The organism is Nonomuraea sp. NPDC059007 (assembly GCF_042740555.1).
In the GTDB taxonomy this organism is placed as follows: Bacteria; Actinomycetota; Actinomycetes; order Streptosporangiales; family Streptosporangiaceae; genus Nonomuraea.
In genome coordinates this window covers 306,228-331,056 of record NZ_JBHYJD010000002.1, presented here as the reverse complement: position 1 = coordinate 331,056, position 24,829 = coordinate 306,228, and the positions used below count along the sequence as shown (strand labels likewise).

The following is a 24,829-nucleotide window of genomic DNA, read 5'->3' as shown; positions in this document are numbered from 1 at the left end:
CGCCACCCCTTGACGGGTGTCGGACTCGGAGAAGCCTTACCGCGACTAGCCCTGACGCTGCTTGTGGCGCAGGTTGTCGCAGATCACCATGACGCGACCGTGCCGGCGAATCACCTTGCACTTGTCGCAGATCTTCTTGACGCTCGGCTTAACCTTCATTGTCCTTCGTATCCTCAGACGTGTTTCCTCGCGGGCCGAAACCCGCGCCTAACGCCGGAACATCCCCGCGGAGCGGCGGGTTCCGTCGTTACTTGTATCGGTAGACGATCCGCCCACGACTGAGGTCGTAGGGGCTCAGTTCAACGACTACCCGGTCGTCAGGCAGGATTCGGATGTAGTGCATCCGCATCCGGCCGCTGATGTGGGCCAGGACCTTATGGCCGTTGTCGAGCTGCACCCGGAACATGGCGTTCGGGAGCGACTCAACCACAGTGCCCTCGATCTCGATGGCGCCGTCTTTCTTGGCCAAAATCCCTCGCGTTTCACTGATCGGTCGTCTGAGGTTTCGGTTCACTGCAGCCGCGACATCACGCTTCGAAGAGAGCGGCGACCGGCAAGGATCGCCGACGCGTGACAGTCAAAGTGAGCCGACTAAGGAGTGTACGACACCTGAGCTAAAAACGCGAAACGCGTGCCAGGTGTCCTGACACAACCATGCGCCAGTTTAGCGCAAGTCCGCGCTCGCGTACGCCGCTCGGAAGCGCGCGTGCACGATCACGTTGTCGCTATAGGTACGCCGCACCCGGTCGAAGCTGCCTCCACAGGTCACCAGGCGCAACCAGCGCGTGTCCGTCGGCCCGTAGACCTCCTCGGCGGGGAAGCGGTCCTTGGGCGCGCGCGACAACCGTTCCACGACGAACACCGCCACATTCGCGTCGGCGCGCACCACGCCCACCACGTCTCCCGCCCGCAGCTCTCCCAGCCGGGCGAAGACCGCCGGTCCCCGACTGGTGTCGAGATGCCCCGCGATCACCGCCGAGCCACGCTCCCCCGGCGTCACGCCGCCGCCGTACCATCCGGCCACATTCCCGTGGTCCAGAGGTGGCACCGCCAGCGCCCCGTCGCCACCCACCCCGAGCACCACGAGCGGCGCGCTCACCTGAAGGCGCGGGATCAGCACCCGCGTGGGCTCGGCCCTGCTCAGCTCTCCCGCGAGCGGCCGCGGCCACCCCTTCCCCGGTACGGCAGGCGGCCCACCGGCCACCTCCCAGGGCACGGCGGGCGGCGCCGTACAGGAGGAAAGGCCCAGAAGGAGCCCCACAGCGACGATCACGTGCCCGCCCGGCGCCGACGACCGCCGACACGCGGCGCCAGGCGGGCACGAGTCTCTAGGGCGCGGCGTCACGCGAGCCGCGCCACCGCCTCCAGGCGGCCAGCGCACCGCCCCCGGACACCAGAAGGAGCACACCCAGCGCCCCCGCCAGCCAAGGCGCCCGCGCAGCCTCGGAACCCGCGACCTCGGAGTCGGCGAGCCCAGAGTCGGCGAGCCCGGAGTCGGCGAGCCCGGAGTCGGCGAGCCCGGAACCACCGCCAAGGGCCAGCCCGCCCCCTCCGGTCTCCGGCCCGCGCCGGGGATGGCCGCGCACGGTGAGGTAGGTCCTGACCAGCCGATCGGAGCACCGGGCGGTCACCTCGTGCACCGAGCTGACCGCGTTGTCCTGCACCTCCACGCTCCCCGCCCACCCGCCGGGACTCCCACCCCGCCCCAGCCGCACATGCTGTCCGGCGAACGCCATCGAAGAGGCGACAACCTGATCCACAGCCGTGCACGAATGGACATAGACGGTCACCCGCTCACCAGGCCCGGCACTGGCCGGCGAAACACTCACCCCTAGCTCCGCAGACGAAGCCCCCGTAGTGGAGAACGCGGTCACCAGCACCCCGAGCAGGACACGTCTCAATCTGTCCCCCTAAAGCGCCGGTTCGCTGGTCAAAGATCATCTACCCCTCGTGATCGCCGCCAACTGGCACCAGCGGTAAAGAGTGCGTCTTTCACTCCGGATATAGGGCAAAGCCCGCCCGTGACCAGGTCACGGACGGGCTCTGTGCGGGAATCGCCTAGTAGATGCGGTGCTTCGAACCGCAGTAGTGGTTCGGCTTCTTGCCCCAGCAGGTGTAGGTGTACATCTTCTTGATGCCCTTGGACTTCCAGCTGCTGCCGCCCGAGCCGTTCCAGTGGCGGTAGAACTTGTGCCAGCTGCCGCCCTTGTAGTACTCGAACCAGACGTAGCCGTACTTCTTGTCGCCGCCGAACTTCTCCTTGCCGGACCAGATCGTGTGCACGTATCCGCCGGACTTGTAGGTGCGGCCCTTCGCGTAGGCCTTGCCACCGTTGCTGGAGAAGTACGGCCCCCAGAAGCCGGCCGAGCTCGACGTGTCGGCGCTCGCCTGGGCGGCGGGGGCGAGGGCGAGGCCGCTGGCGACGGATCCGGCGATCGCTGCTGCTACGAGGAACTTACGCATCTGTCTTCCTCCGGGAGTTGGGCCGGCTGTTGCCGACACCGCTCACGTTAGGAAGCAGAACCCGCCCGATCTGCGCAGGAATGCACACATACCACTTTTACGTACGGCGCGGCCCGCTACCGAAGACCGTACTCAGCAGAAGGATCACACCCCACGGCCCCATCACCCACAGCGGCCACGGATAGATGAAGTCGCCCGAGGTCACGCTGACGATCAGCCAGATCACCCAGTTGATGCCGCTGGCCGCCGCCCATGCGCCCCACGCGCCGCGCATCCCGGGATGCATGCCCTGCTTCGGCGCCGGCGCCCCCGCTCCGACCGCCTTCGCGGGCCGTGCCCGCAGGTCCACGTCGGGCAGGTCGGCGGTGAGCCTGGCCAGCTCGCCATAGGTCTTGCTCTGGTACAGCTGCTCAAGCCGATCGTTGAACTCGTCCATGGTGATGCGGCCCTGTGCCGTGTGTTCACGCAGGACTGCGGCCACCCGGTCGCGATCGACGTCGGACGCCCTCATCTCGGGGCTTTGCGCCATCACCCTCAACTCCCGGCCGCTAGTTCAGCTGTGCTAGACGCTCTTTGCCCCCATCGAGGGCGGTTAGCACCCAAGGACCATTATGTGTCACCGCGACGCTGTGCTCGAAGTGCGCGGAGGGCTTGCCGTCCATCGTCACGACGGTCCACTCGTCGGCCAGCACCCGCGTACGCGCTCCGCCCAGGTTCACCATGGGCTCGATCGCCAGGCACATGCCCTCTTCCAGAACCGGCCCGCGGCCCGGCTTGCCGTGGTTGGCGATCCACGGGTCCATGTGCATCTCGGTGCCGATGCCGTGCCCGCCGTACTCCTGGGGGATGCCGTAGCGGCCCTGGGACTTGACGTACTTCTCCACCTGGAAGCCGATGTTGGACAGGTTCGCGCCCACCTTGAGTGCCGCGATTCCCCGCCACATCGACTCCTCCGTCACCCGCATGAGCTCGATCAGCTCGGGCGCCACCTCACCCACCGCGACGGTCACCGCCGAGTCGCCGTGCCAGCCGTCCAGGATCGCGCCGCAGTCGATCGAGATGATGTCGCCCTCGCGCAACTGGCGGGCATTGGTCGGGATCCCGTGGACGACCTCGTCGTTGACCGAGGCGCAGATCGTCGCGGGAAAGCCCTGATAGCCCTTGAACGACGGAACGGCGCCCTCCTCGCGGATCGCCTTCTCCGCGATCACATCGAGGTCCAGCGGCGTCATGCCGGGCCGCACCGAGCGCTTCAGCAGATCGAGCGTACGCCCGACGACCAGACCGGCCGCCCGCATCTTCTCGAGCTGCTCAGGCGACTTGATCTGAATTCCATGCCGGTTCTTCTTGAACACGTGTGGCACCCCCCAGGGTGTTTCAACGGGCGGACGCGGGAGGTCAATTCCCCACAATAGCCGCGAGGTGGCACGGAATCCCGCGCCACCTCGCATACTTAGCTCGCTATCCCATGAAAGGGCGAATCGCCTCCATGGCCCGCTGCGTGACCTCTTCCACCGGCCCGGTGGCGTCGACGCCCACGAGAAGGTCGTCCTTCGCATAGAAGGAGACCAACGGCGCCGTCTGCTCCTGGTAGACCTCCAGGCGATGCCTGACGGTCTCCTCCTTGTCGTCGTCGCGCTGGAAGAGCTTGCCTCCGCACGCGTCGCAGACGTCGTCCTTCTTGTCGTCGAACTCGACGTGCCAGATGCGCCCGCACTGACTGCAGGTACGCCGGCCGGCCAGCCGGCGTACCACCTCCTCGTCGTCGACCACGAGCTCCAGCACGAGGTCGAGACCCTGCTCCCAGTCCTTCAGCATGTCGCGCAGCACCTCGGCCTGCGACACGTTGCGGGGGAAGCCGTCGAGCAGGAAACCGTCCTGCGCGTCGTCCTCACGGAGCCGGTCACGGACCATGGCGATCGTGACCTCGTCGGGCACGAGGTCACCGCGGTCCATGTACGTCTTGGCGAGCCTGCCGAGCTCCGTGCCGCCCGAGACATTGGCACGGAAAATGTCACCTGTCGAGATCTTCGGGATGGACAGGTTTGATGCGATGTACTGGGCCTGTGTCCCCTTACCCGCTCCGGGGGGCCCGACCAGAACCAGCCTCACTAGCGCAGGAAACCTTCGTAGTTACGCTGCTGGAGCTGGCTTTCGATCTGCTTCACCGTGTCCAGGCCGACACCAACCATGATGAGAATGCTCGTCCCTCCGAACGGGAAGTTCTGGCTCGCACCGGCGATGGCCAGAGCGACGATCGGGACCATGGCGATCAGACCCAGATACAGCGCGCCGGGCGCGGTCAGCCGGGTGAGCACGAAGTTCAGGTATTCGGCCGTAGGCCGTCCCGGGCGGATACCCGGAATGAACCCACCGTACTTCTTCATGTTGTCGGCGATCTCAGTGGGGTTGAAGGTGATCGACACGTAGAAGTAGGTGAAGAACACGATCAGGAGGAAGAACGTGATCATGTAGATCGGGGTGTCGCCCGTCACGAAGTTCTGCGAGATCCACTGCACCACCGCGTTCGGGCTCTCCGCGTTGGCGAACAGCGAGGTGAGCAGCTGCGGCAGATAAAGCAGGGACGACGCGAAGATGACCGGGATGATGCCCGCCTGGTTCACCTTCAGCGGGATGTAGGTGGAAGTGCCGCCATACATCCGGCGCCCGACCATCCGCTTGGCGTACTGCACGGGGATGCGGCGCTGAGCCTGCTCGACGAAGACGACCGCGGCGATCATGAAGATACCGACCACCAGAACGGCGGCGAAGGTGAACCTGTTCGCCTGGAAGATGTTGGCCAGCTCGGACGGGAAGACCGCGACGACCTGCGTGAAGATGAGGATCGACATACCATTGCCGACACCGCGGTCGGTGATGAGCTCACCGAGCCACATGATCACCGAGGTGCCCGCCGTCATGATGATGACCATCGTGACGATCCCGAAGATGTTGTCCGGGTCGAGCAGGATCTCCTGCTGGCACTGCGGGAACAGCTGACCGGTACGGGCCAGCGCGATGAAGGCGGTCGACTGGAGAATGCCGAGGCCGATGGTCAGATAACGCGTGTACTGCGTGATCTTCGTCTGCCCGGCCTGCCCCTCCTTCTTCAGGGCTTCTAGTCGGGGGATCACGACGACGAGCAGCTGCAGAATGATGCTCGCGGTGATGTACGGCATGATGCCCAGCGCGAAAACCGACAACTTCAGAAGGGCGCCGCCGCTGAACAGCTGCACCATTCCATAGATGTTGCCGGCGGAACTGTCTCGTGCTTGTTCGAGACAGGTCGCGAGATTCTGGACGTGAACGCCCGGAGTCGGAAGAACCGAGCCGAGTCGGAACAGCGCGATGATGCCCAGAGTGAAGAGCAACTTCTTGCGCAGGTCCGGCGTCCGGAACGCCCGGGTAAACGCGGTCAGCACGGTCCCTCCTGCGCGCCATGGTGGCGGTGTGAGTATGCGATGGTGCGGGGATCTGCCATTTGAAGTGTCAAGTCAATTCGAGCCGGACAGATGCCTGCCGTCTCGCGAACTCTAACGCACTACGGGCGTGAGGGCCCATGGTCAGGGCCCCCACGCCTCGTCATAGCGGTCTTACAGCTCGGTAACGGACCCACCAGCAGCGGTGATCTTCTCCTTCGCGGAACCCGAGAAGGCGTGAGCCTGCACGTTCACCGCGACGGAGATCTCACCGGTGCCGAGGACCTTCACCGGCTGGTTCTTGCGGACGGCGCCCTTGGCGACCAGCGTCTCGACGGTGACCTCGCCACCGTCGGGGAACAGCTCGCCGAGCTTGTCCAGGTTGACAACCTGGTACGTCGTCTTGAACAGCGCGTTGGAGAAGCCCTTCAGCTTCGGCAGACGGCGCTGCAGCGGCACCTGGCCACCCTCGAAACCGAGGGGAACCGTCGTGCGGGCCCGCGAGCCCTTGGTGCCGCGACCAGCGGTCTTGCCCTTGGACGCCTCGCCGCGGCCCTTGCGGACCTTCGACTTGTTGGATCCAGGAGCAGGACGCAGGTCGTGAATCTTGAGCGGAGCCTTGTCAGTCATGACTAGTCGACCTCTTCCACCACGACGAGGTGCGTCACCACGGAGACCATCCCACGGATCTCGGGACGGTCCTCCTTGACGACGACGTCGCCGATTCGCTTCAGGCCAAGCGAACGCAGCGAGTCACGCTGGTTCTGCTTGCCACCGATCTTCGAGCGAACCTGAGTGATCTTCAGGCGTGCCATGACTAGCTCACCGCCTTAGCCGCCGCGGCAGCCTCGGCAATACCCTCGGCGCGCGCCTTGAGCATCGCCTTGGGAGCGACGTCCTCGATCGGCAGGCCACGACGGGCCGCGATCGCCTCGGGAGTCGACAGACCCCGCAGCGCCGCGACCGTGGCGTGCACGATGTTGATCGGGTTGTCCGAGCCGAGCGACTTGGACAGCACGTCGTGGATGCCCGCGCACTCCAGGACCGCGCGCACCGGGCCACCGGCGATGACGCCGGTACCGGCCGAGGCCGGACGCAGGAAGACGACGCCGGCCGCCTCCTCGCCCTGCACGGTGTGCGGAATGGTGCCCTGGATGCGAGGAACGCGGAAGAAGTGCTTCTTCGCCTCTTCGACACCCTTGGCGATGGCCGCGGGGACTTCCTTGGCCTTGCCGTAGCCGACGCCGACCAGGCCGTTGCCGTCACCGACGACTACCAGGGCGGTGAAGCTGAAGCGACGACCACCCTTCACGACCTTGGCCACTCGGTTGATCTTCACTACGCGCTCGATGTACGAAACGCCCTTGTCGGCGGCGCCACCGCGGCGGTCGTCGCGACGGTCCCGCCGCTCGCCACCGGTGCCGCCACCGCGACGCGGAGCTGCAGCCATCAGTGGTTCCTCTTCTCAGCTGTTGCCATCAGTTGCGATCCTCGGTTCCTCATCAGAACTCGAGCCCGCCTTCACGGGCGCTGTCCGCCAGAGCGGCGATACGGCCCGCGTAGCGGTTACCACCACGGTCGAACACGACAGCGGTGATACCGGCATCCTTGGCCCGCTGAGCGAGGAGCTCGCCGACCTTCTTGGCCTTCGCGGTCTTGTCGCCCTCGGCCGAACGCAGCGTGGCGTCCATGGTCGAGGCGCTGACCAGCGTGTGACCCTTGGAGTCGTCCACGATCTGGACGAACAGGTGCCGGGTCGAGCGGTTGACGACGAGGCGCGGACGCTCCGCCGTACCGACGACCTTCTTGCGGACGCGGCCGTGACGGCGGGCCCGCGAGACGGTGCGGGCAGCCGTGTGCTTGCTGTACGCAGTCTTGCCAGCCATGCCTACTTACCAGCCTTTCCGACCTTGCGGCGGATCTGCTCGCCTTGGTACCGCACACCCTTGCCCTTGTAGGGGTCAGGCTTGCGCAGCTTGCGGATGTTCGCGGCGACCTCGCCGACCTTCTGCTTGTCGATGCCGTCCACGTGGAACAGCGTCGGCTTCTCGACGCGGAAGGTGACACCCTCGGGAGCGTCAACGATCACCGGGTGGCTGAAGCCGAGCGCGAACTCGAGCTGCGACGGGCCCTTGGCCTGAACGCGGTAGCCGACACCGACGATCTCAAGGCTCTTGGAGTAGCCCTGAGTGACACCCTGCACCATGTTGGCGATGAGCGTGCGAGACAGGCCGTGCAGCGCACGGACCTTGTTCTCGTCATTGGGACGGGAGACCGCGATGGTCCCGTCTTCGGCGCGAGCCACCGAAATGGGCTCGGCCACCGTGTGAGAAAGCGTGCCCTTCGGGCCCTTGACCTGGACGTCCTGGCCGGTGATCGTGATGTCTACGCCACTGGGCACAGGGATGGGCAGCCGTCCGATTCGCGACATGCTGTGTTCCTCCCCTCTACCAGACGTAGGCGAGGACTTCGCCGCCCACGCCACGCTTGCCGGCCTGCTTGTCGGTCATGAGCCCGCCAGACGTCGAAATGATCGCGACGCCCAGCCCGCCCAGAACTCGAGGCAGGTTGTCCTTCTTCGCATATACACGCAGCCCGGGCTTGGAAACCCGGCGCAGCCCCGCGAGCGAACGCTCACGGCTCGGCCCGAACTTGAGCTCCACCACGAGGTTCTTCCCGACCTTGGCGTCCTCAACGGTCCAGGCCTGGATGTAACCCTCCTGCTGGAGGATCTCGGCGATGTGCGCCTTGATCTTGGAATACGGCATGGTCACGCTGTCGTGATATGCCGAATTCGCATTGCGCAGACGCGTCAACATGTCTGCGATCGGGTCGGTCATCGTCATGGCCAACGGCCTTCCTCGCCGCGGTTTCCAGTCGGTGAAGCAGAGCTCTACCGGTGGACCTTCGGCGTGGTCACGGGCGCTCCGACGGAGCACCCAGTTTGGATATATCTGGAAAGTACGGCTGGCGCACTCCAGGGACGGCCGGAGAACGGCCGCCCCTTAGAGTACCTACCAGCTGGACTTGGTGATGCCGGGCAGCTCGCCCCGGTGCGCCATCTCACGGAAGCAGACACGGCACAGGCCGAACTTCCTGTAGACGGCGCGGGGACGGCCACAGCGAGAGCAACGGGTGTAGGCCCGGACCTCGAACTTCTGCTTACGCCCCGCCTTGGCGATCAGCGACTTCTTCGCCATCGTTTAGGCCTCCTTGAAAGGGAAGCCGAGGAGCTTCAGCAGCGCCCGGCCCTCGTCGTCGTTCTTCGCGGTGGTCACGACCGTGATGTCCATGCCCCGCGGGCGGTCGACCTTGTCCTGGTCGACCTCGTGGAACATGACCTGCTCGGTCAGACCGAAGGTGTAGTTGCCGTTGCCGTCGAACTGCTTCGGCGACAGACCGCGGAAGTCACGGATACGGGGCAGCGCCAGCGACAGCAGCCTGTCGAGGAACTCCCACATCCGGTCGCCGCGAAGGGTCACGTGCGCGCCGATCGGCATGCCCTCACGCAGCTTGAACTGCGCGATGGACTTGCGGGCGCGGACGACGGCCGGCTTCTGGCCGGTGATCACCGTGAGGTCGCGGACAGCGCCCTCGATCAGCTTGGAGTCGCGAGCGGCCTCGCCGACACCCATGTTGACCTTGATCTTGGTCAGGCCGGGCACCAGCATGACGTTCTCGAAGCCGAACTCCTCACGAAGCTTCGCGATGATCTCCTCGCGGTACTTCGTCTTGAGGCGCGGCGTCGGACGCTCGGTCTCGGTGGTCGTGGCAGTCATCAGCTGTCCTCACCCTCCGAAGCGTCGGCCTTCTTCTCGTCGGCCTTCTTCTCCGCGGGCTTGTCGTCCTTGAGCTTCTTCACGTTGCTCACGTGGATGGGGGCCTCCATGGTCTGCACGCCGCCCTGCTTGGCGCCACGCGGACCCTGGTTGGTCTCCTTCGAGTGCTTCTTGATCAGGTTGACGCCCTCGACCACCACACGGTCCTCGTGCGGGAGGGAGGCGATGACCCGGCCCTTGGCACCCTTGTCCTTGCCGGCGATGACCTGAACCAGGTCACCCTTCTTCACGTGCAGGAACTTCGGCATTACAACACCTCCGGAGCGAGCGAGATGATGCGCATGAACTTCTTGTCGCGCAGCTCGCGGCCGACCGGGCCGAAGATACGAGTGCCACGAGGGTCGCCGCTGTCCTTGATGATGACGGCGGCGTTCTCGTCGAAGCGGATGTAGGAGCCGTCAGGCCGGCGGCGCTCCTTGACCGTGCGGACGACGACGGCCTTGACCACGTCACCCTTCTTGACGCCCGTGCTGCCGGGGAGGGCGTCCTTAACCGTGGCGACGATCACGTCGCCGATACCCGCGTAGCGTCGACCCGAGCCACCGAGAACGCGGATGCAGAGAATCTCCTTGGCACCCGTGTTGTCGGCGACCTTGAGTCGCGACTCCTGCTGGATCACTGTTACTCCTGTTAGTCGCGCCGGTTCTCAGCGAGCCGAGCCTGGCGGAACCTGTCGTTGTCTTGTTCCCCCGGCCACAGCCCCTCTCCAGGAGAGAGGCCGCACCGCAGGCGACGCGGCAGCCGTACGACGGCCACGTCCTTGGACGCCGTCATGGGGGCTGTCGAGACAGCCCCCACGAGGCGCGCATATATCCGAGCGGGCCTTACTTGGCCTTCTCGAGGATCTCCACCACGCGCCACCGCTTGGTAGCGGAGAGCGGGCGGGTCTCCATGAGCAGCACGCGGTCGCCGACGCCACAGGCGTTGGCCTCGTCGTGTGCCTTGTACTTGGTCGTACGGCGGATGACCTTGCCGTACAGACGGTGCTTGACGCGGTCCTCGACAGCGACGACGACGGTCTTGTCCATCTTGTCGCTGACGACCAGGCCCTCGCGGACCTTGCGGAAGGTCCGCTGCGTCGTCTCAGTGGTCTCGGTCTCAGCCATCGCTCGACTCCTTCTCAACCACCGTGACAATGCCGAGCTCGCGCTCGCGCATCACGGTGTAGATGCGGGCGATCTCGCGGCGAACGGCACGCAGCCGCCCGTGGCTCTCCAACTGACCGGTCGCTGACTGGAAGCGAAGGTTGAACAGCTCCTCCTTGGCTTCCTTGAGCTTCTGGACCAGGGTGTCCTGGTCCTCCACCCGCAGCTCGCCGGCGGTCAGGCTCTTGGCCATCACGCCTCACCCACTTCACGCTTGACGATCTTGCACTTCATCGGGAGCTTGTGGATCGCGCGCTTGAGCGCTTCGCGAGCCACCGGCTCCGCGACACCCGACAGCTCGAACATCACGCGTCCGGGCTTGACGTTGGCGATCCACCACTCCGGCGAACCCTTACCGGAACCCATGCGGGTCTCGGCGGGCTTCTTGGTGAGGGGACGGTCGGGGTAGATGTTGATCCACACCTTGCCACCACGCTTGATGTGGCGGGTCATCGCGATACGCGCGGACTCGATCTGGCGGTTGGTCACGTAGGAGTGCTCAATCGCCTGAATGCCGAACTCGCCGAACGTGACCCTGGTGCCACCCTTGGCGGCGCCACTGCGGTCGGGCCGGTGCTGCTTGCGGTGCTTGACCCTGCGCGGGATCAGCATGGTCAGCTCCCTTCAGCACCCGGCTGCGCAGCCGGGCCGGTCTCGGGGGCAGCCTGTGCGGCCGCCTCGGTGCGGGGGGCGCGGTCGCCACGGCCACCGCCACCGCCACCGCGGCGAGCGCCACCGGCGCCACCACCACGACGCGGACGGTCGCCGCCGCCACCACGACGGTCGTCGCGCTCACGACGCTGGCCGGCGCGAGCACCGGCGGCAGCCGCCTCACGCTCGGCGCGGCTGGTCGGAGCCTCGCCCTTGTAGATCCAGACCTTCACGCCGATACGGCCGAAGGTCGTGCGGGCCTCGTAGAAGCCGTAGTCGATGTCCGCGCGCAGGGTGTGCAGCGGCACGCGACCCTCGCGGTAGAACTCCGACCGGGACATCTCGGCGCCGCCCAGACGACCGGAGCACTGGACACGGATGCCCTTGGCGCCGGACTTCATGGCCGACTGCATCGCCTTGCGCATGGCGCGGCGGAACGAGACACGGCTGGACAGCTGCTCGGCGACGGCCTGAGCCACCAGCTGAGCGTCGATCTCCGGGTTCTTGACCTCGAGAATGTTGAGCTGAACCTGCTTCTTGGTCAGCTTCTCCAGGTCACCACGGATGCGGTCCGCCTCGGCGCCGCGGCGGCCGATGACGATGCCGGGACGCGCGGTGTGGATGTCCACCTGTACGCGGTCCGTCGTGCGCTCGATCTCGACCTTGGAGATGCCGGCCCGCTCCATGCCCTTCTGCAGCATGCGGCGGATCGACACGTCCTCGGCGACGTATGACTTGTACAGCTTGTCGGCGTACCACCGGCTCTTGAAGTCGGTCGTGATGCCGAGGCGGAACCCGTGCGGGTTAACCTTCTGGCCCACTATCGGGTCCTTCCCTTCGGCTCGCGGGACTCCACGATCACGGTGATGTGGCTCGTCCGCTTGTTGATCCGATAGGCGCGACCCTGGGCACGCGGACGGAACCGCTTCAGCGTCGGGCCCTCGTCGACCCACGCACGGCTCACGACGAGCGACTCGGGGTCGAGCTTGAAGTTGTGCTCCGCGTTCGCCATCGCGCTCGAGAGCACCTTGTAGATCGGCTCGCTCGCCGCCTGGGGAGCGAACTGCAGCACGGCCTGCGCCTCCGAAGCGGGCAGCCCGCGAATAAGGTCCACCACGCGGCGGGCCTTGAGGGGCGTGACACGGACGAACCGCGCCTGAGCCCTGGCTTCCATCGCTTACTCCTCTTACTTCTGAAGGCTGTTTATCGCCGGCTGCGGCGGTCTTCCTTGACGTGGCTGCGGAACGTCCGCGTAGGCGCGAACTCGCCGAGCTTGTGGCCGATCATCGACTCGGTGACGAACACCGGGACGTGCTTGCGGCCGTCGTGCACGGCGATCGTGTGACCGAGCATGTCGGGCACGATCATCGACCGGCGCGACCACGTCTTGATGACGTTCTTGGAACCCTTTTCGTTCTGGACTTCGACCTTCTTCTGAAGGTGGTCGTCCACGAAGGGGCCCTTCTTAAGGCTACGTGGCATTGTGGCTGCTCCTACCGCTTCTTCCTCTTGGACCGACGGCGGATGATCAGCCTGTCACTGGCCTTGTTCGCCTGACGGGTACGGCCCTCGGGCTTGCCCTTGGGGTTGACCGGGTGGCGACCACCGGAGGTCTTACCCTCACCACCACCGTGGGGGTGGTCGACGGGGTTCATCGCGACACCGCGGACGGTCGGGCGCTTGCCCTTCCACCGCATACGTCCGGCCTTGCCCCAGTTGATGTTGGCCTGCTCGGCGTTGCCCACCTGACCGACAGTCGCGCGGCAACGCACGTCGACCATGCGCATTTCGCCGGAAGGCATACGCAGCGTGGCGTACTGGCCTTCCTTGGCGAGCAGCTGGATCTGCGCACCGGCGGAACGACCCAGCTTGGCGCCACCGCCCGGACGGAGCTCCACCGCGTGGATGAAGGTACCGGTCGGGATGTTGCGCAGCGGCAGGCAGTTGCCCGGCTTGATGTCGGCCGAAGGGCCGTTCTCGATCCGGTCGCCCTGCTTGAGGCCGGTGGGAGCGATGATGTAGCGCTTCTCACCATCGGCGTAGTGCAGCAGAGCGATGTTGGCGGTCCGGTTGGGGTCGTACTCGATGTGAGCGACCTTGGCCGGAATGCCGTCCTTGTCATGCCTGCGGAAGTCGATAATCCTGTAGGCGCGCTTGTGACCGCCGCCTTGGTGGCGAGCGGTGACCCGGCCGTGTACGTTGCGGCCGCCCTTGCTGTGAAGGGGCGCAAGCAGCGACTTCTCGGGCGTGCTGCGGGTGATCTCGGAGAAGTCCGAGACACTCGAGCCGCGGCGACCCGGGGTCGTCGGCTTGTACTTACGGATGCCCATCTTTTTCGTTCATCCTTTGTCGGTTACATGGGAGAGCCCGCCGCACGAACATGCGGCGGTTCGCCCTTTTCTAGCTATGTACGGCGAGCACTAGCCGATCTGACCGAAGATGTCGATCCGATCGCCCTCGACCAGGCTCACAATCGCGCGCTTGGTGTCGGGACGCTTGCCGAAACCGGTGCGGGTGCGCTTGCGCTTGCCCTGCCGGTTGATGGTGTTCACGCTGCTGACCTTGACCCCGAAGATCTGCTCGACGGCAATCTTCACCTGAGTCTTGTTCGCGGTCTTACGGACCAGGAACGTGTACTTGTTGTGCTCATCGATCAGGCCGTAGCTCTTCTCGGAGACGACCGGCTTGATGATGACGTCGCGCGGGTCGGCGATCTTCTCCATCAGGCGTCTTCCTTCTTGCTCGACTCGACCGAAAGCCGCGCGACGACCTGGTCGTAGGCCTCCTGCGTGAAGACCACGTCGTCGTGGACGAGCACGTCGTAGGTGTTCAGCTGCCCGGCGTCCAGCAGGTGGACCTCCGGAGCGTTGCGCAGGCTCATCCAGGTCAGCTCGTCGGCCTCGTCGACGACGACGAGAACGCGCGGAGCCTGGGTGATCTTACGCAGCGCCTCCAGGGCGGCCTTGGTCTTCGGGGTCTCCCCCGTGACCAGCGTGCTGACCACGTGAACGCGGTTGCCGGACGCCCGGTCGGACAGGGCGCCACGCAGGGCGGCGGCCTTCATCTTCTTCGGGGTCCGCTGCGAGTAGTCGCGCGGGACCGGACCGTGGACGACGCCACCGCCGGCGAACTGGGGCGCGCGGGTCGAACCCTGACGGGCGCGGCCGGTGCCCTTCTGGCGGTAAGGCTTCTTGCCGCCACCACGGACCTCACCACGGGTCTTGGCCTTGTGGGTGCCCTGCCGGCGAGCGGCGAGCTGGGCCACGACCACCTGGTGGATCAGCGGAACGTTGACCTTGACCCCGAAGATGTTCTCGGGGAGGTCAACCGTGCCGGTCTTCGCGCCGCTGGCGTCGAGGACGTCAATAGTGGTACTCACTTGGCAGCCCCCTTCTTGGCAGCGGTACGGACGAGGACCAGGCTGCCGTTGGCGCCGGGGATCGCACCCTTGATCAGGATGAGGCCCTTCTCGGCGTCCACGGCGTGAACCTTGAGGCTCTGCACGGTGGTGCGGACGTTACCCATCCGGCCAGCCATGCGAAGACCCTTGAATACGCGGCCCGGGGTGGCGCAGCCACCGATGGAACCCGGCGAGCGGTGCTTGCGCTGCGTACCGTGCGAGGCGCCCAGGCCCTTGAAGCCGTGGCGCTTCATGACACCGGCGAAGCCCTTGCCCTTGGACTTGCCAGTCACGTCGACGTACTGGCCGGCCTCGAAGGTGTCGGCCAGCAGTTCCTGGCCCAGGGTGTAGTCGCTCGCGTCGTCGGTGCGGATCTCCGCAAAGTAACGGCGCGGGGTGATGTCGTGCTTACGCAGGTAGTCGCCGAGCGGCTTGTTGACCTTCCGGGGGTCGACCTGCCCGAAGCCGAGCTGGATGGCGGAGTAGCCGTCCTTCTCAGCGCTGCGGACGCGGGTCACCACGCACGGACCGGCCTCGACCACGGTCACCGGAACCATCCGGTTGTCCGCGTCGAAGACCTGGGTCATGCCGAGCTTCTTGCCCAGGACGCCCTTGATCGTCTTAGCCATGTCAGTGCGTTCCCTCAGAGCTTGATCGAGATGTCAACGCCCGCGGGGAGGTCGAGCCGCATGAGCGAGTCGACGGTCTTGGGCGTGGGGTCGATGATGTCAATCAGCCGCTTGTGCGTGCGCATCTCAAAGTGCTCGCGGCTGTCCTTGTACTTGTGCGGCGAGCGGATGACGCAGTACACGTTCTTCTCGGTCGGCAGCGGCACCGGGCCCGCGACCTTCGCGCCAGTCCGCGTCACCGTCTCGACGATCTTCTTGGCCGAGCTATCGATGACCTCGTGGTCATAGGCCTTAAGCCGGATGCGGATCTTCTGTCCCGCCATAGTGGCCTCGGTGTCCTTCGCTGTCGTCTGAAAAAGTATCGTGCGGCCTGTTGCCGCTGTTCATACGGGCGAAACCGCCCGATAACCCCACGTAGCAGACGCATACGATCTGCCGTTTTCTTCCGTGATCCGGCAGTTACTTCGGTCACAACCTGCGGTCGTCCGAAGCCACTGCGAGATCACGGCTTTGCGTGGAGCCGTGCTGGAGCTTTCGCGGATCGGCGGCCGGCCCTGTGATGAGGCCGACCGCCGCCCCGGCGAATCGTGCTACTTGAGGATCTTCGTCACGCGACCGGCGCCGACGGTGCGGCCACCCTCACGGATCGCGAACTTCAGACCGTCCTCCATGGCGATGGGCTGGATCAGCTCAACGCGCATCTCGGTGTTGTCGCCCGGCATGACCATCTCGGTGCCCTCGGGGAGGTTCACCACACCGGTCACGTCCGTCGTACGGAAGTAGAACTGCGGGCGGTAGTTGTTGAAGAACGGCGTGTGGCGGCCGCCCTCGTCCTTGCCCAGGATGTAGACCTGAGCCTCGAACTCGGTGTGCGGGGTCGTGGTGCCCGGCTTGATGACACACTGACCGCGCTCGACGTCCTCGCGCTTGATGCCACGCAGGAGCAGACCGACGTTGTCACCGGCCTGGCCCTCGTCGAGCAGCTTGCGGAACATCTCGACACCGGTGACCGTGGTGGTGGTCTTGTCTTCCTTGATGCCGATGATGTCGACGGTCTCGTTGACCTTGACCACACCGCGCTCGATACGACCGGTGACGACGGTGCCGCGACCCGTGATCGAGAAAACGTCCTCGACCGGCATCAGGAACGGCTTGTCGGTCTCACGGACCGGCTCGGGGACGTTCTCGTCGACAGCGGTCATCAGCTCGATGATGCTGTCCTCCCACTTGGTGTCGCCCTCCAGCGCCTTGAGCGCGGAGACGCGGACCACGGGGAGGTCGTCGCCGGGGAACTCCTGAGCGGACAGGAGCTCACGAACCTCGAGCTCGACGAGCTCCAGGATCTCCTCGTCGTCCACCATGTCGGACTTGTTGAGCGCCACGACGATGTAGGGAACGCCGACCTGGCGAGCCAGGAGGACGTGCTCCTTCGTCTGGGGCATCGGACCGTCGGTCGCCGCGACCACCAGAATCGCGCCGTCCATCTGGGCAGCACCGGTGATCATGTTCTTCACGTAGTCGGCGTGACCGGGGCAGTCCACGTGAGCGTAGTGGCGCTTCTCGGTCTGGTACTCGACGTGCGCGATCGAGATCGTGATGCCGCGAGCCTTCTCCTCGGGCGCCTTGTCGATCTTGTCGAACGGGGTCGCCTCATTGATCTCGGGGAAGCGCTTGTGCAGCACCTGGGTGATCGCCGCGGTCAGAGTGGTCTTGCCGTGGTCGATGTGCCCAATGGTGCCGATGTTCACGTGCGGCTTAGTCCGCTCGAACTTGGCCTTAGCCACTGGTTCTCTCCTTAGAGAATCTGACTGACTTACTTCACACTCGGGCCCGGGAAGTTACCCGGCCCCTGGGCGGTGAGGCGGCTCGCACCGCCTCACCAGGGACTCCGGGGTTTGTACTACTCGCCCCGGGCCTTCGCGACGATCTCCTTGGCGATGCCGGGCGGCACCTCCGCGTAGGAGTCGAACTGCATGCTGTAGCTCGCGCGGCCCTGCGTCTTGCTACGAAGGTCACCCACGTAGCCGAACATCTCGGACAGCGGAACCAGGGCGGTGATGACGCGGGCGCCGGAGCGCTCGTCCATCGACTGGATCTGCCCGCGGCGGCCGTTGAGGTCACCGATGACGTCACCCATGTAGTCCTCGGGCGTGGTGACCTCGACGGCCATCATCGGCTCGAGAAGCACAGCGTCCGCCTTGCGCGCGGCCTCCTTGAAGGCCATCGAGCCAGCGATCTTGAAGGCCATTTCCGAGGAGTCGACGTCGTGCGCGGCACCGTCGGTCAGCGTCACCTTCACGCCGACCATCGGGTAACCGGCCAGCACGCCGAACTCGGCGGCTTCCTGGGCGCCGGCGTCGACCGAGGGGATGTACTCCCTCGGGACGCGGCCACCCGAGACCTTGTTCTCGAACTCGTACCCGTCGTTGCCTTCGCCGAGCGGCTCGAGGTTGATGATGACCCGCGCGAACTGACCGGAACCACCGGTCTGCTTCTTGTGGGTGTAGTCGACCTTCTCCACCTTGCGGCGGATGGTCTCGCGGTAGGCGACCTGCGGACGACCGACGTTGGCCTCGACCTTGAACTCGCGGCGCATACGGTCGACGATGATCTCCAGGTGGAGCTCGCCCATGCCGGAGATGATCGTCTGACCGGTCTCCTCGTCACGCTGGACGCGGAAGGACGGGTCCTCCTCGGCCAGACGCTGAATGGCGGTGGACAGCTTCTCCTGGTCGCCCTTGGTCTTGGGCTCGATCGCGACCTGGATGACCGGGGCCGGGAACGTCATCGACTCCAGAACCACGGGCTTGTTCACGTCGCAGAGCGTGTGACCGGTCGTGGTGTCCTTCAGACCCATGACGGCGACGATCTGACCGGCGTACGCCGACGGGCGCTCTTCGCGCTTGTTGGCGTGCATCTGGTAGATCTTGCCGATCCGCTCCTTACGGCCCTTCACAGGGTTGAGCACCTGCGAGCCGGTCTCGAGCGAACCCGAGTAGATGCGGAGGTAGGTGAGCTTGCCCAGGTGCGGGTCGCTCATGATCTTGAAGGCCAGAGCCGAGAAGGGCTCCTCGGGGTCCGCGTGCCGCTCGATGATCTCCTCTTCGTTGCCGACCGCGTGGCCCTTGAAGGCCGGGATGTCGGTCGGCGCGGGGAGGTAGGCGACGATGGCGTCGAGCAGGGGCTGCACGCCCTTGTTCTTGAACGCGGTGCCGGTGAGGACCGGGTTGATGGCGCTGGCCAGGGTCGCGCGCCGGATGGCGGCGACCAGCTGCTCCTCGGTGGGCTCGACGGCGTCGAGGTAGAGCTCCATCAGCTCGTCGTCGTTCTCGGCGACGGTCTCGACCAGACGGTCGCGCCACTCGCGAGCGATCTCGGCGTGGTCGGCCGGGATGTCGACGACGTCGTACATCTCGCCCTTGGCCGCCTCTTCGCTCCAGAGCAGGCCCTTCATCCGGATGAGGTCGATGACGCCCTTGAAGCCGGCCTCGACGCCCCACGGAAGCTGGACAACCGCCGGCGTCGCCGCCAGACGGCTGACCATCATGTCGACGCAGCGGTGGAACTCCGCGCCGACGCGGTCCATCTTGTTAACGAAGCAGATGCGCGGAACGCCGTAGCGGTCAGCCTGCCGCCACACCGTCTCGGACTGCGGTTCGACACCCGCGACACCGTCGAACACGGTGACCGCGCCGTCGAGGACGCGCAGGTTGCGCTCAACCTCGATGGTGAAGTCGACGTGGCCCGGGGTGTCGATCAGGTTGATCGTGTGACCGTCCCACTCGGCAGTCGTCGCGGCGGACGTGATCGTGATGCCGCGCTCCTGCTCCTGCTCCATCCAGTCCATGGTGGCAGCGCCATCGTGGACCTCACCGATCTTGTAGTTGATACCGGTGTAGAACAGGATGCGCTCGGTCGTCGTGGTCTTGCCCGCATCGATATGGGCGATGATCCCAATGTTGCGGACCTTGGCCAGGTCAAGAGCGGTCGTTGCGGCCACTTCTCTCGCGTCCTCGTCGTCTCGTCGAACCCGCTGTTACCAGCGGTAGTGGGCGAAGGCCTTGTTGGACTCGGCCATCTTGTGGGTGTCCTCGCGCTTCTTGACACTCGCCCCCAGGCCGTTGCTGGCGTCGAGGAGCTCGTTCATGAGGCGCTCGGTCATGGTCTTCTCACGGCGGGCGCGGGAGTACTGCACCAGCCAACGCAGGGCCAGGGTGGTGCTGCGCGAGGCGCGCACCTCGACCGGGACCTGGTAGGTCGCGCCACCGACACGGCGGCTGCGGACCTCGAGAGTGGGCTTGACGTTGTCGAGGGCACGCTTGAGCGTGATGACCGGGTCGTTGCCGGTCTTGTCCTTGCAGCCCTCGAGGGCGCCGTAGACGATCGACTGCGCGATGGAGCGCTTGCCGTCCAGCAGCACCTTGTTGATCAGGGCCGTAACCAGCGGCGAGCTGTAAACCGGGTCAGACATGAGCTGACGGCGGCCAGGAGAACCCTTGCGAGGCATAGTTAGCTCTTCTCCTTCTTCGCGCCGTAGCGGCTGCGGGCCTGCTTGCGGTTACGGACACCCTGGGTGTCGAGCGAGCCACGGATGATCTTGTAGCGAACACCCGGCAGGTCCTTCACACGACCGCCACGCACGAGCACGATGGAGTGCTCCTGCAGGTTGTGACCCACACCCGGGATGTAGGCCGTGACCTCGATGCCGTTGGTGAGGCGGACACGGGCCACCTTGCGCAGTGCCGAGTTCGGCTTCTTGGGGGTCGTGGTGTAGACGCGCTGGCAGACGCCGCGTCGCTGCGGACTCCCCTTTAGGGCAGGAGTCTTGGTCTTGGAGACCTTGTCCTGCCGGCCCTTGCGGACCAACTGCTGAATAGTGGGCACTGCCACTCCGTTCATGCCTAAGCCGGTGATACGTCAGGTTGTGCATTTCGCAGGTACTGCCGGTGTCATGACCTGCGGTTTTCTCCCCTGCTTCGACCCACGCGGTCGGGCGTGTCGCGCTCTTACAGAGCCACACTCCCGCGTAGAAGAACGCCAGGGGGAGGCCACGCCGCGCCATTGCGAGCGCACGCGTGAGAGCCCATGAATACACGGGCACGAAGGGCAAGACTACCTAGCCCCGCGCAGCACGTCAAAACGGCTGCGCGTCGATATGTTTCGCGCCGTGGTCAGTAGCAGACTCCGCGCCAAGTTTACCCGCTCCGGGCCACTGTTCTGCCCTCGTTACACCAACCTTCTACGCGGGTACGGCAAGCCCCCGGCAACCCTTGCACGTGAGTGCCCTCCCAGCGGGCCCCTGCGCGCCCCAGGGGCCGCATGGCCCGATCCTCGCACAGACGCGGAAGCGCCCGAGATCCGTAGATCTCGGGCGCCTCCACTAACCGTCTAGCGCGACCGGCTCATCGGTTGTACTGGCCGAAGTCGTACTCCTCCAGCGGCACAGCCTCGCCCGACCCGGTGCCGAACGTGTAGTCCGCCGCGGAGCCGTCGTAGCCGCCGACCGTGTACATCGCGGCCTTGGCCTCCTCAGTCGGCTCCACCCGGATGTTGCGGTACTGGGGCATGCCCGTACCGGCCGGGATGAGCTTACCGATGATGACGTTCTCCTTCAGGCCCAGGAGCGAGTCGGACTTGGCGTGGATCGCCGCGTCCGTCAGGACCCTGGTCGTCTCCTGGAAGGAGGCCGCCGACAGCCACGACTCGGTGGCCAGCGACGCCTTCGTGATGCCCATGAGGACCGGACGGCCGGCGGCGGGCTGGCCGCCCTCGGCCACGGTCTCGCGGTTCATGTTCTCGAAGCGGGGACGCTCGACCAGCTCGCCGGGGAGCAGGTCGGTGTCGCCCGACTCCAGCACGTTCACGCGCTTGAGCATCTGGCGGACGATGATCTCGATGTGCTTGTCGTGGATCGACACACCCTGCGAGCGGTACACCTGCTGGACCTCGGCGACCAGGTGCAGCTGCACCTCGCGCGGGCCCATGATGCGCAGGACCTCGTTCGGGTTGACCGCACCCGCGATCAGCTGCTGGCCGACCTTGACGTGCTGGCCTTCCGAGACGAGCAGACGCGACCGCATCGACACCGGGTAGGCGATCTCCTCGGAACCGTCGTCCGGGGTGATGACCACCTTGCGGGTCTTGTCGGTCTCGTCGATCCGCGCGCGGCCCTCGGCCTCGGAGATCGGGGCGACACCCTTGGGGATGCGCGCCTCGAAGAGCTCCTGGACACGGGGCAGACCGTGGGTGATGTCCGCACCGGCCACACCACCGGTGTGGAAGGTACGCATCGTCAGCTGGGTACCGGGCTCACCGATCGACTGGGCGGCGATGATGCCGACCGCCTCGCCGACGTCCACGAGCTTGCCGGTGGCCAGCGAGCGGCCGTAGCAGGTCGCGCAGACACCGATCTTGGCCTCGCACACCAGCGCGGAGCGGGTGCGCACGGTCTCGATCCCGGCGTTGACCAGGTCGGTCACGTGGATGTCGTTGATGTCGACACCCGCCGGGGCGATGATCTTGCCGTCGACCTCGACGTCCTCGGCCAGGATGCGGCCGTGCACGTTGGACTCGGCGTTGTCGGCCTTGACCAGGTTGCCCGCCGCGTCACGGTCGCCGACGTGCAGCGGAACCGCGCGGTCGGTGCCGCAGTCGATCTCGCGCACGATGACGTCCTGCGCCACGTCCACCAGACGACGGGTCAGGTAACCCGAGTCGGCGGTACGCAGGGCGGTGTCGGCCAGACCCTTCCGCTGACCGTGGGTGGAGATGAAGTACTCCAGCACCGACAGGCCCTCGCGGAACGAGGCCTTGATCGGACGCGGGATCGTCTCACCCTTGGTGTTGGACACCAGGCCGCGGATACCGGCGATCTGACGCACCTGCATCTTGTTACCGCGGGCGCCGGAGTTGAGCATCATCCAGACCGGGTTCGTCGCCGGGAACGCGTTGACCATGTCGGTCTCGACGTCCGCGGTGGCGTGGGTCCAGATCTCGATGAGCTCCTGGCGGCGCTCCTCGTCGGTGATCAGGCCGCGCTCGTACTCACGCTGGACCTTGTCGGCCCGGCGCTCGTAGTTCTCCATGATCTCGGCCTTGTTGGGCGGCGCGACGACGTCGTCGATCGAGATCGTGACACCGGAGCGGGTCGCCCAGCGGAAGCCGGCGTCCTTGAGCGCGTCGAGCGAAGCCGCGACCTCGACCTTGGGGTAGGTCTCGGCCAGCTCGTTCACGATCGTGGACAACTGCTTCTTGCCGACCTGGAAGTTGACGAACGGGTAGTTCGGCGGCAGCGTCTGGTTGAACAGGCACCGGCCGAACGTCGTCTCCAGGCGGATCGGGTCGCCCTGCTCCCAGCCCTCCGGCGCGACCCAGTCGCGCGCGGGGAAGACGTCCTTGAGCCGGATCTGGATCTTCGCCTGAATGTCCAGCTCGCGGCGGTCGAACGCCATCTGGGCCTCGGCCACGGAGCCGAAGACGCGGCCCTCGCCGAGGGCGCCCTCCTTCTGCGTGGTCAGCCAGTAGAGGCCGATGACCATGTCCTGGGTGGGCATCGTCACGGGCTTGCCGTCGGCCGGCTTGAGGATGTTGTTGGTCGAGAGCATCAGGATGCGTGCCTCGGCCTGGGCCTCAGCCGACAGCGGCAGGTGCACGGCCATCTGGTCGCCGTCGAAGTCCGCGTTGAACGCGGTGCAGACGAGCGGGTGGATCTGGATGGCCTTGCCCTCGACCAGCTGCGGCTCGAACGCCTGGATGCCCAGGCGGTGGAGCGTCGGAGCGCGGTTGAGCAGCACGGGGTGCTCGGTGATGACCTCTTCGAGCACGTCCCACACGACCGGGCGGGCGCGCTCGACCATCCGCTTGGCCGACTTGATGTTCTGCGCGTGGTTGAGGTCAACCAGGCGCTTCATCACGAACGGCTTGAACAGCTCCAGCGCCATCTGCTTGGGCAGACCGCACTGGTGCAGCTTCAGCTGCGGGCCGACGACGATGACCGAACGGCCGGAGTAGTCGACACGCTTGCCCAGCAGGTTCTGGCGGAAGCGGCCCTGCTTGCCCTTCAGCATGTCGCTGAGGGACTTGAGCGGACGGTTGCCGGGGCCCGTGACCGGGCGGCCGCGGCGGCCGTTGTCGAACAGCGAGTCGACGGCCTCCTGGAGCATCCGCTTCTCGTTGTTCACGATGATCTCGGGGGCGCCGAGGTCAAGGAGACGCTTGAGGCGGTTGTTCCGGTTGATCACACGACGGTAGAGGTCGTTGAGGTCGGAGGTCGCGAACCGGCCACCGTCGAGCTGCACCATCGGGCGCAGGTCCGGCGGGATGACCGGGATGCAGTCGAGCACCATCCCGCGCGGCGAGTTGGTGGTGTTGAGGAACGCCGAGACGACCTTGAGCCGCTTGAGGGCGCGGGCCTTCTTCTGGCCCTTGCCGCTGCGGATCGTCTCGCGCAGGTTCTCGGCCTCGGCGTCGAGGTCGAAGCTGGTCAGACGGTCCTGGATCGCCTGCGCGCCCATGCCGCCCTTGAAGTAGCGGCCGAAACGGTCGCGCATCTCGCGGTAGAGCAGCTCGTCGCCCTCAAGGTCCTGGACCTTGAGGTTCTTGAACCGGCTCCACACCTCGTCCAGGCGGTCGAGCTCGCGCTGCGCGCGGTCGCGCAGCTGGCGCATCTCGCGCTCGGCGCCCTCGCGGACCTTGCGGCGCTGGTCGCCCTTGGCGCCCGCGGCCTCAAGCTCGGCCAGGTCGCCTTCGAGCTTCTTCTGCCTGGTCTCGATGTCGGCGTCACGACGCTGCTCGATGTGCTGCCGCTCGACCGAGATCTTCGCCTCGAGCGAGGGCAGGTCACGGTCGCGCATCTCGGCGTCGACCTGCGTGATCATGTAGGCCGCGAAGTAGATGACCTTCTCGAGGTCCTTCGGGGCCAGGTCAAGCAGGTAGCCGAGACGCGAGGGAACGCCCTTGAAGTACCAGATGTGCGTGACGGGCGCGGCCAGCTCGATGTGGCCCATCCGCTCACGACGCACCTTGGCGCGAGTGACCTCGACGCCGCAGCGCTCACAGATGATGCCCTTGAAGCGGACGCGCTTGTACTTACCGCAGTAGCACTCCCAGTCGCGGGTCGGGCCGAAGATCTTCTCGCAGAAGAGTCCGTCCTTTTCCGGCTTGAGCGTCCGGTAGTTGATCGTCTCCGGCTTCTTGACCTCGCCGTGTGACCACTGGCGGATGTCGTCGGCCGTCGCCAGCCCGATCCGGAGCTCGTCGAAGAAGTTGACGTCTAGCATGTGCG

The 24,829-nt window shown here is 65.9% G+C and carries 35 protein-coding genes; all 35 read right to left on the bottom strand.

Annotated features, from left to right (window positions below; all coding sequences use genetic code 11):
• Positions 1-45 precede the first annotated feature (45 nt).
• The 35 genes from rpmJ to ACFWY5_RS04235 all read right to left on the bottom strand — a co-directional run bounded on the left by rpmJ (position 46) and on the right by ACFWY5_RS04235 (position 24,824).
• Complete coding sequence (gene rpmJ, locus ACFWY5_RS04405; RefSeq protein WP_003956441.1) at positions 46-159, bottom strand: 50S ribosomal protein L36; 114 nt, start codon at positions 157-159, stop codon at positions 46-48.
• An 88-nt stretch (positions 160-247) separates the two neighbouring features.
• The gene (gene infA, locus ACFWY5_RS04400) at positions 248-469 is read right to left on the bottom strand and encodes a translation initiation factor IF-1 (RefSeq protein ID WP_012887858.1); all 222 of its coding nucleotides are present in this window, start codon (positions 467-469) and stop codon (positions 248-250) included.
• 195 nt (positions 470-664) lie between these two features.
• A complete protein-coding gene (locus tag ACFWY5_RS04395) occupies positions 665-1,273 on the bottom strand; it encodes a class F sortase (protein WP_379614511.1) in 609 nt (202 codons plus the stop codon).
• Between the two features lie 55 nt (positions 1,274-1,328).
• A complete protein-coding gene (locus ACFWY5_RS04390) occupies positions 1,329-1,664 on the bottom strand; it encodes a hypothetical protein (RefSeq protein ID WP_379614513.1) in 336 nt (111 codons plus the stop codon).
• A 394-nt stretch (positions 1,665-2,058) separates the two neighbouring features.
• A complete protein-coding gene (locus ACFWY5_RS04385) occupies positions 2,059-2,463 on the bottom strand; it encodes a hypothetical protein (protein WP_379614515.1) in 405 nt (134 codons plus the stop codon).
• Between the two features lie 97 nt (positions 2,464-2,560).
• Positions 2,561-2,974 (bottom strand): DUF1707 domain-containing protein, encoded by a 414-nt coding sequence (locus tag ACFWY5_RS04380; RefSeq protein ID WP_379614517.1) that lies wholly within the window; start codon positions 2,972-2,974, stop codon positions 2,561-2,563.
• Between the two features lie 37 nt (positions 2,975-3,011).
• Positions 3,012-3,818, bottom strand: a complete 807-nt coding sequence (gene map / locus ACFWY5_RS04375; RefSeq protein ID WP_379614519.1) for a type I methionyl aminopeptidase — start codon at positions 3,816-3,818, stop codon at positions 3,012-3,014.
• A gap of 106 nt (positions 3,819-3,924) precedes the next feature.
• Entirely contained in the window at positions 3,925-4,575 is a 651-nt protein-coding gene (locus tag ACFWY5_RS04370; protein ID WP_379630515.1) for an adenylate kinase, read from the bottom strand.
• Positions 4,575-5,885 carry a preprotein translocase subunit SecY gene (gene secY / locus ACFWY5_RS04365; RefSeq protein ID WP_379614523.1) on the bottom strand — a complete coding sequence of 437 codons (1,311 nt, stop codon included), beginning with the start codon at positions 5,883-5,885 and terminating at the stop codon, positions 4,575-4,577. Before secY ends, ACFWY5_RS04370 begins: the two co-directional genes overlap by 1 nt.
• Before the next feature lie 171 nt (positions 5,886-6,056).
• Positions 6,057-6,512 (bottom strand): 50S ribosomal protein L15, encoded by a 456-nt coding sequence (rplO, locus tag ACFWY5_RS04360; protein WP_184958061.1) that lies wholly within the window; start codon positions 6,510-6,512, stop codon positions 6,057-6,059.
• A 2-nt stretch (positions 6,513-6,514) separates the two neighbouring features.
• Positions 6,515-6,697, bottom strand: a complete 183-nt coding sequence (gene rpmD / locus ACFWY5_RS04355; protein ID WP_049572666.1) for a 50S ribosomal protein L30 — start codon at positions 6,695-6,697, stop codon at positions 6,515-6,517.
• A gap of 2 nt (positions 6,698-6,699) precedes the next feature.
• Positions 6,700-7,332 carry a 30S ribosomal protein S5 gene (rpsE, locus tag ACFWY5_RS04350; RefSeq protein WP_379614526.1) on the bottom strand — a complete coding sequence of 211 codons (633 nt, stop codon included), beginning with the start codon at positions 7,330-7,332 and terminating at the stop codon, positions 6,700-6,702.
• Positions 7,333-7,384: 52 nt separating this feature from the next.
• Complete coding sequence (rplR, locus tag ACFWY5_RS04345) at positions 7,385-7,768, bottom strand: 50S ribosomal protein L18 (protein WP_184958063.1); 384 nt, start codon at positions 7,766-7,768, stop codon at positions 7,385-7,387.
• Positions 7,769-7,770: 2 nt separating this feature from the next.
• A complete protein-coding gene (gene rplF, locus ACFWY5_RS04340; RefSeq protein ID WP_379614528.1) occupies positions 7,771-8,313 on the bottom strand; it encodes a 50S ribosomal protein L6 in 543 nt (180 codons plus the stop codon).
• A 16-nt stretch (positions 8,314-8,329) separates the two neighbouring features.
• Positions 8,330-8,728 carry a 30S ribosomal protein S8 gene (rpsH, locus tag ACFWY5_RS04335; RefSeq protein WP_184958065.1) on the bottom strand — a complete coding sequence of 133 codons (399 nt, stop codon included), beginning with the start codon at positions 8,726-8,728 and terminating at the stop codon, positions 8,330-8,332.
• A gap of 168 nt (positions 8,729-8,896) precedes the next feature.
• Positions 8,897-9,082, bottom strand: coding sequence for a type Z 30S ribosomal protein S14 (locus tag ACFWY5_RS04330; protein WP_020542298.1), 186 nt, complete (start codon positions 9,080-9,082; stop codon positions 8,897-8,899).
• Between the two features lie 3 nt (positions 9,083-9,085).
• Positions 9,086-9,661: a 50S ribosomal protein L5 gene (rplE, locus tag ACFWY5_RS04325; RefSeq protein ID WP_184958066.1), complete on the bottom strand. Its 576-nt coding sequence runs from the start codon at positions 9,659-9,661 to the stop codon at positions 9,086-9,088.
• Positions 9,661-9,957 carry a 50S ribosomal protein L24 gene (gene rplX, locus ACFWY5_RS04320; RefSeq protein WP_379614716.1) on the bottom strand — a complete coding sequence of 99 codons (297 nt, stop codon included), beginning with the start codon at positions 9,955-9,957 and terminating at the stop codon, positions 9,661-9,663. Before rplX ends, rplE begins: the two co-directional genes overlap by 1 nt.
• Before the next feature lie 11 nt (positions 9,958-9,968).
• The gene (rplN, locus tag ACFWY5_RS04315) at positions 9,969-10,340 is read right to left on the bottom strand and encodes a 50S ribosomal protein L14 (protein ID WP_043623452.1); all 372 of its coding nucleotides are present in this window, start codon (positions 10,338-10,340) and stop codon (positions 9,969-9,971) included.
• Positions 10,341-10,545: 205 nt separating this feature from the next.
• A complete protein-coding gene (gene rpsQ, locus ACFWY5_RS04310; protein WP_184958068.1) occupies positions 10,546-10,827 on the bottom strand; it encodes a 30S ribosomal protein S17 in 282 nt (93 codons plus the stop codon).
• Positions 10,820-11,059: a 50S ribosomal protein L29 gene (gene rpmC / locus ACFWY5_RS04305; protein ID WP_184958069.1), complete on the bottom strand. Its 240-nt coding sequence runs from the start codon at positions 11,057-11,059 to the stop codon at positions 10,820-10,822. The genes rpsQ and rpmC overlap by 8 nt, the downstream gene beginning before the upstream one ends.
• On the bottom strand, positions 11,059-11,478 hold the full coding sequence (gene rplP / locus ACFWY5_RS04300; protein ID WP_184958070.1) for a 50S ribosomal protein L16: 420 nt from the start codon (positions 11,476-11,478) through the stop codon (positions 11,059-11,061). Before rplP ends, rpmC begins: the two co-directional genes overlap by 1 nt.
• 2 nt (positions 11,479-11,480) lie before the next feature.
• Positions 11,481-12,338, bottom strand: coding sequence for a 30S ribosomal protein S3 (gene rpsC, locus ACFWY5_RS04295; RefSeq protein ID WP_379614532.1), 858 nt, complete (start codon positions 12,336-12,338; stop codon positions 11,481-11,483).
• A complete protein-coding gene (gene rplV, locus ACFWY5_RS04290) occupies positions 12,338-12,691 on the bottom strand; it encodes a 50S ribosomal protein L22 (RefSeq protein WP_379614534.1) in 354 nt (117 codons plus the stop codon). The genes rpsC and rplV overlap by 1 nt, the downstream gene beginning before the upstream one ends.
• A 29-nt stretch (positions 12,692-12,720) precedes the next feature.
• On the bottom strand, positions 12,721-12,999 hold the full coding sequence (rpsS, locus tag ACFWY5_RS04285) for a 30S ribosomal protein S19 (RefSeq protein ID WP_184958073.1): 279 nt from the start codon (positions 12,997-12,999) through the stop codon (positions 12,721-12,723).
• Between the two features lie 11 nt (positions 13,000-13,010).
• Positions 13,011-13,847, bottom strand: coding sequence for a 50S ribosomal protein L2 (gene rplB, locus ACFWY5_RS04280; protein WP_379570559.1), 837 nt, complete (start codon positions 13,845-13,847; stop codon positions 13,011-13,013).
• Between the two features lie 90 nt (positions 13,848-13,937).
• A complete protein-coding gene (gene rplW, locus ACFWY5_RS04275) occupies positions 13,938-14,240 on the bottom strand; it encodes a 50S ribosomal protein L23 (RefSeq protein WP_379614536.1) in 303 nt (100 codons plus the stop codon).
• Positions 14,240-14,896, bottom strand: a complete 657-nt coding sequence (gene rplD, locus ACFWY5_RS04270) for a 50S ribosomal protein L4 (RefSeq protein ID WP_379614538.1) — start codon at positions 14,894-14,896, stop codon at positions 14,240-14,242. The genes rplW and rplD overlap by 1 nt, the downstream gene beginning before the upstream one ends.
• Entirely contained in the window at positions 14,893-15,546 is a 654-nt protein-coding gene (rplC, locus tag ACFWY5_RS04265) for a 50S ribosomal protein L3 (protein ID WP_184958077.1), read from the bottom strand. The genes rplD and rplC overlap by 4 nt, the downstream gene beginning before the upstream one ends.
• A gap of 14 nt (positions 15,547-15,560) precedes the next feature.
• A complete protein-coding gene (gene rpsJ, locus ACFWY5_RS04260) occupies positions 15,561-15,869 on the bottom strand; it encodes a 30S ribosomal protein S10 (protein WP_012887830.1) in 309 nt (102 codons plus the stop codon).
• Between the two features lie 267 nt (positions 15,870-16,136).
• A complete protein-coding gene (tuf, locus tag ACFWY5_RS04255; RefSeq protein WP_379614540.1) occupies positions 16,137-17,330 on the bottom strand; it encodes an elongation factor Tu in 1,194 nt (397 codons plus the stop codon).
• 116 nt (positions 17,331-17,446) lie between these two features.
• Positions 17,447-19,546: an elongation factor G gene (gene fusA / locus ACFWY5_RS04250; RefSeq protein WP_379614542.1), complete on the bottom strand. Its 2,100-nt coding sequence runs from the start codon at positions 19,544-19,546 to the stop codon at positions 17,447-17,449.
• Between the two features lie 36 nt (positions 19,547-19,582).
• Entirely contained in the window at positions 19,583-20,053 is a 471-nt protein-coding gene (rpsG, locus tag ACFWY5_RS04245) for a 30S ribosomal protein S7 (RefSeq protein ID WP_184958080.1), read from the bottom strand.
• Positions 20,054-20,055: 2 nt separating this feature from the next.
• Positions 20,056-20,430 carry a 30S ribosomal protein S12 gene (gene rpsL / locus ACFWY5_RS04240; protein ID WP_020542315.1) on the bottom strand — a complete coding sequence of 125 codons (375 nt, stop codon included), beginning with the start codon at positions 20,428-20,430 and terminating at the stop codon, positions 20,056-20,058.
• A gap of 518 nt (positions 20,431-20,948) precedes the next feature.
• Entirely contained in the window at positions 20,949-24,824 is a 3,876-nt protein-coding gene (locus ACFWY5_RS04235; protein WP_379614545.1) for a DNA-directed RNA polymerase subunit beta', read from the bottom strand.
• Positions 24,825-24,829: the final 5 nt, after the last annotated feature.